8 protein-coding genes are annotated in these 12,685 nt (G+C 61.2%); 4 read left to right on the top strand and 4 right to left on the bottom strand.

Features of this window, described 5'->3' with window-relative positions; genetic code table 11:
- Window positions 1–29 precede the first annotated feature (29 nt).
- The 3 genes from AC3WTM_RS00125 to AC3WTM_RS00115 are packed head-to-tail and all read left to right on the top strand — an operon-like array spanning window position 30 to window position 1,626.
- Window positions 30–464, top strand: coding sequence for an NUDIX hydrolase (locus AC3WTM_RS00125; protein WP_102670137.1), 435 nt, complete (start codon window positions 30–32; stop codon window positions 462–464).
- Between the two features lie 23 nt (window positions 465–487).
- On the top strand, window positions 488–1,126 hold the full coding sequence (locus AC3WTM_RS00120) for a LysE family translocator (RefSeq protein WP_102670136.1): 639 nt from the start codon (window positions 488–490) through the stop codon (window positions 1,124–1,126).
- A 2-nt stretch (window positions 1,127–1,128) separates the two neighbouring features.
- Complete coding sequence (locus AC3WTM_RS00115; RefSeq protein ID WP_102670135.1) at window positions 1,129–1,626, top strand: GNAT family N-acetyltransferase; 498 nt, start codon at window positions 1,129–1,131, stop codon at window positions 1,624–1,626.
- Window positions 1,627–1,750: 124 nt separating this feature from the next.
- Here AC3WTM_RS00115 and metR read toward each other — a convergent pair whose 3' ends face one another.
- Window positions 1,751–2,668, bottom strand: a complete 918-nt coding sequence (metR, locus tag AC3WTM_RS00110) for a transcriptional regulator MetR (protein ID WP_008021042.1) — start codon at window positions 2,666–2,668, stop codon at window positions 1,751–1,753.
- A gap of 117 nt (window positions 2,669–2,785) precedes the next feature.
- Complete coding sequence (locus AC3WTM_RS00105) at window positions 2,786–8,002, bottom strand: dermonecrotic toxin domain-containing protein (protein WP_102670134.1); 5,217 nt, start codon at window positions 8,000–8,002, stop codon at window positions 2,786–2,788.
- A gap of 206 nt (window positions 8,003–8,208) precedes the next feature.
- Here AC3WTM_RS00105 and AC3WTM_RS00100 point away from each other — a divergent pair, with 206 nt between their 5' ends.
- The gene (locus tag AC3WTM_RS00100) at window positions 8,209–9,240 is read left to right on the top strand and encodes an alpha/beta fold hydrolase (protein WP_102670133.1); all 1,032 of its coding nucleotides are present in this window, start codon (window positions 8,209–8,211) and stop codon (window positions 9,238–9,240) included.
- Window positions 9,241–9,369: 129 nt separating this feature from the next.
- Here AC3WTM_RS00100 and aauR read toward each other — a convergent pair whose 3' ends face one another.
- Window positions 9,370–10,698 carry a two-component response regulator AauR gene (gene aauR, locus AC3WTM_RS00095; RefSeq protein WP_102670132.1) on the bottom strand — a complete coding sequence of 443 codons (1,329 nt, stop codon included), beginning with the start codon at window positions 10,696–10,698 and terminating at the stop codon, window positions 9,370–9,372.
- Window positions 10,695–12,596, bottom strand: coding sequence for a two-component sensor histidine kinase AauS (gene aauS / locus AC3WTM_RS00090; protein ID WP_102670131.1), 1,902 nt, complete (start codon window positions 12,594–12,596; stop codon window positions 10,695–10,697). The genes aauR and aauS overlap by 4 nt, the downstream gene beginning before the upstream one ends.
- Window positions 12,597–12,685: the final 89 nt, after the last annotated feature.

The following is a 12,685-nucleotide window of genomic DNA, read 5'->3' as shown; positions in this document are numbered from 1 at the left end:
ACCGTTTTTGAGTCAAGGGCCTTCTGTTTATGTCGACGTTTTCCATGCCTGCCTCCGGGACTATCTGCATCGCCGCCGCTCTGTTGATCGGCCCTGACGGCCGCACGTTGCTGGTGCGCAAGCGCGGCACCACGGCGTTTATGCAGCCGGGTGGCAAGATCGAGCCCCATGAATTGCCGGTCCACGCTCTGGCCCGGGAGCTGGAAGAAGAGCTGGGTCTGGAGATAGATCCCGCGCAGGCCGTTTACCTCGGTCACTTTTCGGCACCGGCTGCCAACGAGCCGGGTTTTGTCGTACATGCCGAGCTTTTTAAACTGAACATTGATTCAGCTGTCACCCCGGCGGCAGAAATCGAAGAGGTGATTTGGATCGACCCGGACACCAATGGCGATGTCATCCTGGCGCCATTGACACGGGACCTGATTCTGCCGTTTTATCGAGCATCGCTGACCGCGATCGCCTGATCATCACGCAAAGGACCTCGCCCATGATCCCGCTTCAAGACCTGCTGATTTTTGCTGCTGCTGCGTTGCTGATGGTAGTGACGCCGGGGCCGAACATGATCTACCTGATCTCCCGTTCGATCTGCCAGGGGCGCAAGGCCGGGGTGATTTCATTGCTTGGTGTGGTTGCGGGATTCTTCGTGCATCTGTTTGCCGCCGCCGCGGGTTTGACTGCAGTGTTCCTGGCGGTGCCAATGGCTTATGAGGTGTTGAAGTGGGCCGGTGCGCTGTACCTGTTGTGGCTGGCCTGGCAGGCGGTCAAACCCGGTGCGCGTTCGCCGTTCGAGGCACAGCAGTTGCCCCCGGATTCGTCGCGCAAGCTGATCACCATGGGCTTTCTGACCAGCGCCCTGAACCCGAAAATCGCGGTGTTCTATCTGTCGGTGTTTCCGCAGTTCATCACGCCGGAGCACGGTTCGGTGTTCACCCAGAGCATCATCCTCGGCCTGACCCAGATCAGCGTCAGTTTCTGCGTCAACCTGCTGATCGCCATGTTTGCCGCGGGCATTGCCTCGTGGTTCGTCAACAATCCGACCTGGTTGGCGATGCAACGCTATTTCATGGGCTTCGTATTGTCGGGGCTGGCGGTGCGGCTGATGCTTGAGCAAAAACGGATGGCCTGAGCATGTGGATCGAGCGACTGGATGCCAGCCATGCCCTTGACTATCGAGCGCTGATGCTCGAAGCCTATGACCTGCACCCGCAAGCCTTCACCTCGAGTGTACGCGAGCGCGCGGCGATGCCGCTGAGTTGGTGGGAGTCACGCCTGACCGGCAAGCTGGATTTGGTGTTCGGTGCGTTCGAGGAGGGCAAGTTGGTGGGCATTGTCGGGCTGGCGTTCGAACCTCGGGAAAAGGTCCGGCACAAGGCGACGTTGTTCGGCATGTACGTGTCCGCCAACGTGCGTCAGCGTGGACTCGGTTTTCATTTGGTGCAGGCTGCTCTGGCCGAAGCGCGATCCCATCAGGAACTGCGATTGATCAAATTGACCGTCACCGTCGGCAACGATGCCGCGTTCAACCTCTACCAGCGCTGCGGCTTCATCCAGTTTGGCCTGGAGCCGATGGCCGTGCGGGTGGGCGAGGATTACTTCGACAAGATCCACATGTGGCGCGAGATCTGAATCCACTGCAATCCCTTGTAGGAGCGAGCTTGCTCGCGATAAACCTGAAAGCGACACGGGTGTCAGGCTTCCAGCGTTATCGTTGATGACCATCGCGAGCTCGCGCCTACAGGGGGGTGGTGTTCTAGCGAACGGCGCTGACTCCATCCAGCGTCGAAAACGATGTGTCCTTGGCCGTCAGCAAGAAGTCGCGCATGTACGGCGCATCCAGCATGTCGGCCCGGATCGCAGCATAGAGTGTGGCGAACAAACCTTTCTCACCCAGCCGCTTGGCTTTCACATAGCCTCGCGAGCTGTATTCATGCAGTGCCCAATGGGGCATGCCGCACACGCCGCGACCGCTGGCCACCAGTTGCATCATCATCACTGTCAGTTCCGAGGTGCGGACCTGGGCCGGTTCGATGTCGGCGGGTTCGAGGAAGCGGGTGAAGATGTCCAGCCGGTCCCGTTCCACCGGGTAGGTGATCAAGGTTTCCGGGAGCAGGTCTTCGGGGACGATGTAAGCCTTGCCGGCCAGGCGGTGCTGGTTGGCCACCGCGAGCATCGCTTCATAAGTGAACAGGGGGACATAGGTGATCCCGGCCAGGTCCACCGGGTCGGAGGTAACCACCAGGTCCAGGTCGCCACGGGCCAGGGCAGGCAGCGGGGCGAAGGAAAACCCCGAGGCCAGGTCCAGTTCGACTTCCGGCCAGGCGTCGCGGAACTGGTCGATGGTCGGCATCAGCCACTGGAAGCAACTGTGGCACTCGATCGCCATGTGCAGACGACCGGCCGTGCCACCGGCCAGGCGACTGATGTCGCGCTCGGCGGCGCGCAGCAGCGGCAAGGTAGCGTCGGCCAGTTGCAGCAGGCGCAAACCGGCGCTGGTGAAGCGTACCGGTTTGGTCTTGCGCACGAACAGCGGCATGCCCATGCGCTCTTCCAGTTCCTTGAACTGGTGGGACAACGCTGACTGCGTCAGGTGCAGGCGGTCGGCTGCATCCACCAGGCTGTCGGCTTCGCGCAAGGCGTGCAGGGTCTTGAGGTGACGGATTTCAAGCACCGGGGGCTCCATGAGGAAAACTTGTCGATAAATCGAAAAGGTTGAGTTTGTCTCATGTTGATGCCGCTGTCGACCATAAGCACGGCGGAGCGCATGGTGTGCTCCGCCGTTGTTGCTTTACAGCGAGGGAAAGTGTTTGTTGCCCAGCGTTTTGCCGATGTCTCCGCGCCAGATCGCCTCGACCGTACCGCCACTGGCGGCCACGACCTTCTGCCATTGCAGGCCCAGGTTGCGTTGTTCCGGCAGTTTCAGATGGCCTTTGACGAAATCGCTGAACTGGGGCTTGGCCGAGGTGTAGTGGAAGTGTGCGTACCACAGGGTTTGCGCCGGTTCGCTGCGCAGGTCGCGCACCTCGTACTCCTGGAGGAAATCCCTGCGTCCATCCGTGCGTTTGCCCAGATCGCGCAGGCCGCCCTCCTTGCGGATGTCCACCACGCGTTGTTCGAGCAGATAGTCCAGATAGCCCTCGGTCGGGGTTTTGCTGCTCAGGGTCTGCTCAATACGCAACGTGCGGCCAGCACGGGTCAATTCATTCGCGCGATTGCGCAATTGCAGCGCGACCGTCTCCGTGGGCGACAGGCGTTCGATGGCCCGGGCTCGCATGTTCAGTTCCGCGGCTTCGCTGATCATCATGTGTTCCAGATCGACCGGCAACATGTCCTGACGGGCGTAGCCTTCGACTTTGCTTTTGTAAACGTCTACGGTGCCGAGCCTTTTTCTGGCCTCCACCAGCAATGGCGTGATATCGGTCACAAGTTCCGTTGGCGCTGCCGCCACGGGCTCACTGAGATGATATTTGCCGCTGGAGGAACGCGGGAGCCAGGTTTCCCTGAACCCACTCACCCCCTCGACGGTGAAGCGCTGTTGGCGGGTCGCGGTATCCGTGCTGGCGATGCCGATGAGCAACTGATTGTCTTCCGTTTCGAACAGCTGCTTTGTCGCATTTCCCGCTTTTGCACTGTTGGACGGGCGAGTCTTGATGACATGACGAGCCGCCGCTTCGACTTCTGCCAGATTGTCGAGAAACGCCGTGACTTGCTCCAGATCCAGATGCTGCGGATAGCCCAGCGACCAGGCCCCGAGGTTGCGACGAAATTCGGCATAGGTCGCCAGGCAATCTTCGAGCACCTTGTTGCGCTGGGTAAACGTGGCCTGTACTTCAGGCAATTGATGTTGGGTCAGCAGTGCTCGCCCGACCTTGTCGCGGGCCTGTTTCAACTGTACGTGAAAGTAGACCCAGGACTGTTCGGTGACGGCGTTGTAGTGAGTGATGATCTCCAGCTCATTCGCCGTTTTCAGGTAGTAGTAGTTGGCATCGCTGAACTTTTCGTTAAGCATGGCCATATCCGGGGCCATCTTTGATCTTTGTACGCGGTTGGTGATCCGCCCGTTCCATCGATTGGCTTCTGCGACCTGTGTGTGAAGCCGGTCCAAGTTCTTGAGAAACTCGATTCGGATTTCCTTGCGTTGCGCCATCAGTTGAATATGTGCGGCGGTATTGCTGAACGGCGTGGCCTCCGAACGGGCAATCATTTGATCGATGCGGTTGAGGTGTTCCAGCAGGCGCTCCTTGACCAAAGCGATCCGCCGCACCCATCGGTCAACGATGACCCAGGCACAGCGGCTTTGAGCATCTTCGACCAGCACGCGTCTGCGGCCGTGGCTGATCAGCATCAGCTCTTCAAGGTTCAGGTACTGGGCCTGCGCCAGCTCGATGTCGTTCACGCAAAGAATCTCGGCATTGGCTCGAAGCGGCTGGCGATGCTCCTGGCCAAGGCTGAAGTAATGTTCCAGCACGGTGTTGGACCTGCTGGTCTGGGCCCCGAGTCGCCGGGAGTAAGCATCGGCGGTGTTGGTCAGCGTCAACTGGCGTCGCAACGCCCGATCCGCCCACCAGCGCGGCAACCAGCGGCGAATGGCGGCAGGCCAGAGCGGGTCAAGGCCGTCAGCCATGTGGCCAAGCACCGCGCCGCCACCGGCACCGCCTCCTGCCGTCACGGTGCCGTACACCGCGTAATGGGTTTTCCAGTTGCCGATTTCATCCAGGGCGATGGGTTGTTTGTAGGTTCGGGTGCTGGTTGCGCTCAAGCGCCACTGCGGTGGGTTGTCGGTCAATTCGATGCGATAGATACGCCCCTGGCTGACCATGAAGTCGCCGTCGGCGTGGCGATAAACGTTGCGATAAATCCCTTCGGTGCCCGGTTGCAGGCCGGCGAAGGAAATCTCGTGTTCGTACTCATAGCCCCTGAAGCGTTCGAGGGTGCGTCGGACCTGCTGCGGGGTAGAGACCTGCAAGGCGCCCGGTTGTTTGGTCAGGGCGCGCAATTGTCGCCCGCGAGTGGCGGCGCGCGCGGTACTGGAAGTGGCGCCAACAACGGGCAGTAAATCCATGGCAGCGTCGATCAATGACAGTAACACTGCTTCCACCTCGGCCAGGCCGTGGCCGACATCACCGCGCAGTAAGGCCGCCGCTGCCAGGTTGGCGCTGTTCCAGGCGTCATACAGGGCAATGGCGGTACCGATGAAAGGCACAACGCCCAGCGCCATTTTCAGGTAATTGAACATGGCTCCGGAGCGCAGCGCGACGTGCTCAAGATATAAAGCATCGTTGGAGCGCGATGTCGACCGATGCGCCTCCAGCAAACGGCCCATGTGCACATTGAGCAGATGCGCTGCCAGGGATGTATTGGCTGGCCAGGCGGTGCCGACGCCGATCAGGGCATCGAAATTTTTCACCCGGGCCTGGTTGATCCGGCTGACGTGCGAGGCAAATTCCCCGGTCAGGGCGCGACCGGCCAGGTAGTTGACCATCGTGCTGTTCAGGCATTGGTTGAAGAGGAACGTCCGCGCCTGTTCGAGGCTGTCGAACTGGCGCACAAACACCCCATCGGGGCAGTCAGGTCGATAGAGCAGGGTCAGGCCGCTGATTTGCTCAACGATAAAAGTCACCCCGGCCAGGGTGCTCGGCCCCTGGCCCGGCGTATCCGTGCCGCCAACGGTCAGGTGCACGGGCAACAACACGATGCGCTTGCCGTCGACCGCAAAGGCTTCACGACTGTTGGCGTCGATGGCGATCTGCAGTACGCGCTGGCCGCCGACGTCGATGTCCTTGGCCAGCACGGCGAATTCGCCTTGCAACTGGAGCATCAACCGCCACGGTTCACTCAGGCACTCACGGCGAAATTCATTGCTGAAGGCCGGGGCGGTCGGGGCGCCAAGGAAGGTCTCGCGAATCAGCCTTTCGTATTTTCCGGCCAGATCCAGCTCGGTGACCATTTTGCGCAGGTAGTCCTGGGTGATGCCGGTTTTCAGCTTCTGCCGTTGCCCCTCGTCGGCGCCGCTGATCTCGACCCGCATCAACGACACGCGCCACCACATCGACTGATCGATATTGCTTTGCGCCAGTTCGGCGAGGGACAACAGGCTGCGCTGCTGGCTGCCGGTCAGTACATTCTTCTGCGGTGTTCCCGGCGCTGCGCCCTCGATCAGCACTTTGCGCCACGTGGTGGTGTCGGGGATGTCCAGCAACACCTCAATGTTTTGCGTCAGGGCGAAGTCTTTGCGCAGGCGGGCGTCGATGGCCTTTTTGCTGAATGACTCGCGCAGTGGCAGTTCCCGTTCAAGCAGTTGATGGGAGCGCTTCATCGCCGCGATGTAAGCGGTGAACAGTGCCTTGAGCCGATCGCGTTCGGCCGCGGACAGTGCGCGGAGGGACGACGGCAGGTGTGTTGCCAGCGTAACGCTGCGGTTCTGCTCGACGATTTGTGCGAAGGCCAGCTCCCGCGCGGAGACAGTGGGGACGGTCAGGCGGGCGAGCGTCTGTTCACGCAGGTTCTCCAGTTCCGCCGCGCGTTGGCCAGCATGGGAGGGCACGGGGTTGGCGTTCATCAATCGCGTCGCATGCTGTTCACAGTTGTGAAGCTGGGTTTGCAAGGCGTACTCGAACGGATTGCCAGCCAACGGCAAAAGTTGCAGCGCTTGCGTGTCGTCGTTGGCCGGCTGCCTGAACATCTTCTGCTCCAGTGCCTGGCGGGAGGCGAACCGTTGCAGGCCGCCGAAATGTCCGGGCCAGTAGAGCAAGACGCTGTCGCTGGCGGACGGCAGCAATGCCGATGGTCGGGCAAACAGCAATACACCGTCGAGCTCCTGGGTCTGCGTGCGGAGGGTGTCGTCTTCGTTGTCAGTCGCGGTCAGCACGAGTCGGGCGACCACCACATCGGCCGGTCGAGGTTTTTCGGGCGCGTCGAGTACGGCCGTCAGACACTGATATTCATCGCTGCTGATTTGATTCAGGCTCAATTGCAGATCGGCTTCGGCACGCAGGCCACTCAGGCGCGCCTGGTACAGGGCCTTGTAATGTGTGCCCGACGAGTGGCGCAGTTCCAGCAGTTGCGGTGCATCGTCGGCGCTTAACAGGGCACTTGCGGCCTCGCTGCTGGCCTGTTCGGCGGCGCGCAGAGCATCGAATTGCTGTTGCAGCCTCCGCATGCGCGGGTCGTCGGTGGTGCCTGCAAAGTCCAGCCCCAGAAAGTTTTGCAGTGCCGTTTGCTGTTGCATTAAAGCGCTGTGACGCAGACTGAAGGGAACGTCGGGGCTCAGTTGCCCGAACGGGGCGATGTCATTGCTTGTATCCGGCAGGGGCAGGTCGGCGGGCGAGGTAAAAAAACGGTCGTTGCGTTGCCGCTCGGCAGGGGCCGTGGCCAGTCCCGCCAACAGGGACTCGGCACTTTTCGTCAGCTGCGGGGTGTCCAACACGGTGTAATCGACCGTGACTTGGCTGGTCTCGGGTTCAGGTTGCTGCAGGATCAACCAGCGTTCCAGACTGTTGCGATTTTCAAATGTCATCCATGGCGCTTGTCTAGACGGCAGATACAGCAACTGGGTGACCGGTTGGTCGGTATTGCGGGTAATGACCAGGGCACCCGCCAGTTCGTCAGTCAGACCACTGTTGCCCCTGAGCGACAGGGTCTCGACGTAAACCAGGATCTCGGGGGAGGTTGTATGCGCTGCCGGGTTGACGAGATCCAGCAGTACGCCGAGCTGTTCGGCATTCAAGGTGCCCTCGGCAAATGCCAATTGGCACGACGCTTCGAAATGCTGGCGATACAAGCGAATGGCCTGTGCCTTGCGTGAAACGTCGGTACCGAGTGCGCGTGCCTGCCACCAGTTCGCGGTCAAGGGAACTTGCGGGTTCTGCGCCATGAGTGCCAGCCATTGATCGCGACAGTCGTTCGAGTACGCCGAGGCGCTCAGGTACAGGTTTTCATCCGTGCTTCGGGCCAATGAGGAGACGTGGCCGAAGTCGGCCAGCGGTGCGGTAGGTGATTGGTGCATGAAGAGGGACTCCGATGGGGGAAAAATCGGGGCCATTAAAGTTCGTTCGAGAAGAGGCATGGTGGTACATAGTTATCGCGTGCCGCGGTCTGATCTGATGACCGTCCGGCGCTCTTCATCAAACTGTCACGTAACTGTGGCAGCGCGCTTGAACAAACTTCATCAGACTCGCGCTCTACTGGGGTTCTGCGTTTCGGTGTTTCTTCATGCGTGTTTTCTTATCAAGATTTGTTTTTTTGGCCGCCTTATTATTCGGCCTGCCGTCATTGGCGGCGTCTCGTTGCGATGTCAATGTTCCGACCGAACGGGTGGATCTGGCCCAGGTAAGCCTGGCGTACCAGAGCATTGGCCGTGCGTCGGATCCGGCATTGCTGCTGGTGATGGGGCTGGGCGGGCAATTGATTCACTGGCCGGATGAGGTGGTTGCGGCCCTGTGCCAGCAAGGGTTCCGGGTGATCCGCTATGACAATCGCGATGTCGGCCTGTCGACCTGGCGGCAAGCACCGGCCGATGCCAACCTGACCTTCGAAGTACTGCGCTACAAACTCGGATTGCCGGTGTCGTCACCGTACTCGCTGACCGACATGGCCGACGATGGCCTGGGCTTGATGGACGCCTTGCACATCAATCAATTCCACGTGTTGGGCGCCAGCATGGGCGGCATGATTGCCCAGCACATGGCTGCCATGGCACCGCAACGGGTCGAGAGTCTGACCCTGATCATGACCACCTCCGGCGCCGAAGGCTTGCCAGCACCGAGTGCGGCGCTGGTGCAGTTGCTGGCGAGACGCGGCGCACCGAACCGCGAAGTGGCCCTGGAGCAACAGGCCGACTTGCTGGCGGCGCTGGGCAGCCCGATAGTGACCGACGATCGCCAGGCGTTGCTGCATCAGGCGGCGCAGTCCTATGACCGGGCGTTCAATCCCGAGGGGGTGAAACGCCAGATCGTGGCCATTCTTGCCGAGCCGAGCCGGGTAACCCTGCTCAATCAGTTGCGGGTGCCGGCGCTTGTGGTGCATGGCACCGCCGACCCGCTGTTGCCGGTGATGCACGGGGTGCATCTGGCGGCGCATCTGCGCGGCAGTCAGTTGATCTTGATTCCGGGCCTGGCCCATCGTTTCCAGGAGGCGTTCAAGGCGCCGTTGCTGGCAGCGGTGTTACCGTACTTGCGTGAGCACCGAGAAGACACTTCGCACTGGGCGCAGATCGAACCGGTGGCCGATCGCAATCTCCTCTAACGCCCGATCACCTGTTTGAGCGAGCTTGCTCGCGATTGCGGTGTTTCAGCCAACGATGATGTCGACTGGCCCGGCGCCATCGCGTGCAAGCTCGCTCCCACAGGCTCTGGGTCGCTTTGAACAAGCCCCCTAATGGCTCAGGCCGTACTTTTTCACTTTGTCGAATAGAGTGGTCTTGGCCATGCCCAGTTCCTGGCTGGCCTGGGTCAGGTTGCCGCCGCTGCGTTGCAAGGCGTCGCTGAGCAGATTGCGCTCGAACGCTTCCACCGCTTCGGCAAACGCCAGACCCTGATTGCCGCCACCGGTACCGGTTTTCTTGAACGCCGGCAGGCCCAGGGCAAAGCGCTCGGCAACGTTGCGCAGTTCACGCACGTTACCCGGCCAGTCGTGGCTCATCAGGTTCGAAACGGTCTGGTTGTCCAATTCCGGCACCGTGCGGTCGAAGCGTAGGGACGACTGCTGCAAAAAGTGTTCGAACAGTTGCAGGATGTCTTCGCGGCGCTCGCGCAGCGGTGGCAGTTCCAGGGTCACCACGTTGAGGCGGTAATACAGGTCGCTGCGGAACTCGCCGGCCTTGCTCGACTCGACGAGGTCGGATTTGGTCGCCGCGATGACGCGGCAATCCACCGCAACGCTCTGGTTAGAACCGAGGCGTTCGAGGGTGCGTTCCTGCAACACCCGCAGCAATTTGATCTGCAAGGGCAGGGGCATGCTTTCCACTTCGTCGAGGAACAGCGTGCCGCCGTCGGCGTGTTCGATTTTGCCGATCCGCCGTTTGCCCGCGCCGGTAAAGGCGTTGGCCTCGTGGCCGAAAATTTCGCTTTCGAACAGGTTTTCCGGCAGGCCGCCGCAGTTCAGTGCGACGAACTGTTTGGTGTGGCGCCGACTGAAATCATGCAGGCAGCGAGCGACCAGTTCTTTGCCAGTGCCGGTTTCGCCCTCGATCAGCACGTTGGCCGAGGTGTCGGCGACGTTGGCGATCAGTTCGCGCAAATTCTGCATGGCTGGCGAACGGCCGATGATCCGCCCTTCGAGGGAATCGCGCTCGGCCAGTTGCCGACGTAACGAGGAGACTTCCCGCGCCAGGCTGCGTTGCTCCAGTGCGCGGCGGGCCACGTCCACCAGACGCTCCGGAGAAAACGGCTTTTCCATGAAGTCGTAGGCGCCTTTCTGCATCGCGCCGACGGCCATGGAGATGTCGCCGTGCCCGGTGATCAGCACCACAGGCAGGCTGCGGTCGCGCTCCTTGAGTCGTGTCAGCAGTTCCAGGCCATCGATGCCCGGCAGGCGGATGTCGCTGACGACGATGCCGGCGAAGTTGTCGCCGACCCGCTCCAGGGCTTCTTCGGCGCTGCCCACGCCAATGCAGGGAATGTCTTCCAGGGTCAGCGCCTGTTGGCAGCCGAGCAGCACATGGGGGTCGTCTTCGACGATCAATACACTAAGGTCGTTGTTCATATTGGCTCGGCGGGAGTGGGGCTTACCAACGGTAAACTGAGGACGAATGCAGTACCACCGCTGGCCGGGTGCTCGACACCCAGGTGGCCACCGGTGGCGGCGGCGAGGCTGGCGGAAAGGGTCAGGCCCAGGCCCAGGCCCTGTTCGCCGGGTTTGGTGGTGAAAAACGGTTCGAACAGGTGCTTGCGCGCTTCGGCGTCGATGCCGTGGCCATTGTCACGGACCCGCAGGCGGTATTTGCCATCGAACGCTTCGCCTTCGAGCCACAGCTCGGGTTGCGGCTGCGCTTGCATGGCGTCGAGGGCGTTACCGATCAGGTTGACCAGAATCTGCTCCAGGCGGGTCTGGTCGATCTGTACCTGTACATCGGTGAAGTCGCGGTGTAATTGGAGCTGAATATTTTCCACCCGGGCGCCTAGCAATTGCAGGGCCGCGTCCACCGCTTTGCCGAGGCAGGCCTGGCCTTTGTCGTCTCCGCGCCGGGCGAACGAGCGCAGGCTGGCGGTGATCCGGCCCATGCGGTCGATCAATTCGTTGATAGTCTTGAGGTTGGTGCTGGCCACGTCGAGCTGGCCGCGTTCGAGGAAGCGCACGGTATTGCCGGACAAGGTGCGCAGCGCCGCCAGCGGCTGGTTCAGTTCGTGGGCGATGCTGGTGGACATCTGGCCGATGGCCGCGAGTTTTCCGGCCTGTACCAGTTCATCCTGGGCGCGACGCAAAGTCTCTTCGGCGAGCCGGCGCTCGCGGATCTGGCCCTTGAGCCGTTCGTTGCTGGCGCGCAGGTCGGTGGTGCGTTCGGTAATCCGACGCTCCAGCTGATTGTTGGCTTCCTGCAAGGCTTCCCGGGCTGCGAGGCGGGTGGCAATCACCTTGCGCCGCTCGTTCCAGGCGATCAAAAGGAACGCCAGGAGGGCAAACGCCACGGCCACCAGGATCCCCTGGTTGATCGCTTCGCGGCGCAAGTCCTGGAGTGGCGTGAGCAGGGTGAAATTCCACGGCGTATCGCTCAAGGGCCGGGTTTGCGCCAGATAGCTGATGTTTTCATCGTCGGACACCAGCTCGCTGTTGGCCGGGAACGTGAGTTTTTCGACGCCTTCGGACAGGGTTTCCCGGGCCAGCGGCTGCAGTTCGTTGAGCGGGAACCAGTAGTACTGCAGGCTGCGGGCGAGTTTTTCCTTGGTTTCTTCGCTCAGCGGCACCACCGATTTCAAGCGCCGCGCCGGATCGCTGGAAAGAATGATGATGCCGTTTTCGTCGCTGACGAAGGCTTCCAGGCGAGCCCGTTGCCAGCGTTCTTCCATGGCTTCCAGGCGAACCTTGACCACGGCTACGCCGATGATCTTGCCGTGTTCTTCCAGGCCATGGGCCAGGTAGTAACCGGGTTCGCCGTTGGTGCTGCCGATACCGTAGAAACGCCCCGGCTGACCGCGCACGGCGTTCTGGAAATAGGCGCGAAAGGACAGGTCTTCACCCAGGTAACTGTCGACATCGCGCCAGTTGCTGGTGGCCATGACGCGACCGGTGGTGTCCATCACGTAGATGGCCCGACTGCGGCTGCGCCGGTTCAGGCCCTCGAGGTAATCGTTGACCATCTGCCGGTGTTCCGGGTTCGGGTCGGCCAGCAACTGCGAAACGCTGGTTTCGAGTTCCAGCAGGCTGGGCAGGTATGTGTATTTGCTGATTTCGCTTTCGACGGCGCGCGCGTGCAGTTCCAGCTGGCGCTGGCCGTTTTCGCTGAGGCTGCGGATGCCGTAGCGCTCACTGATCCAGAAGCCGATATAGCCCAGGCCGATCATCATGGCGATGATCAGCGGCGGCAGGAACAAATGACGAACCAGACGGGGTTTCACGGCGAGTGATGGCGACGTGGCGCGATAAAGAGTGGGGTCGCATTTCATCACAGATGCCTTGGGTCAACCAGCGCTTGCCCGCCTATCTGTAGGAGCGAGCTTGCTCGCGATGGTCGTCAACGATGACGCGTTCATCC

The sequence above is a fragment of the Pseudomonas sp. EU05-FHT14B02 genome, assembly GCF_058791055.1.
This window is presented reverse-complemented; position numbering and strand designations above follow the sequence as displayed.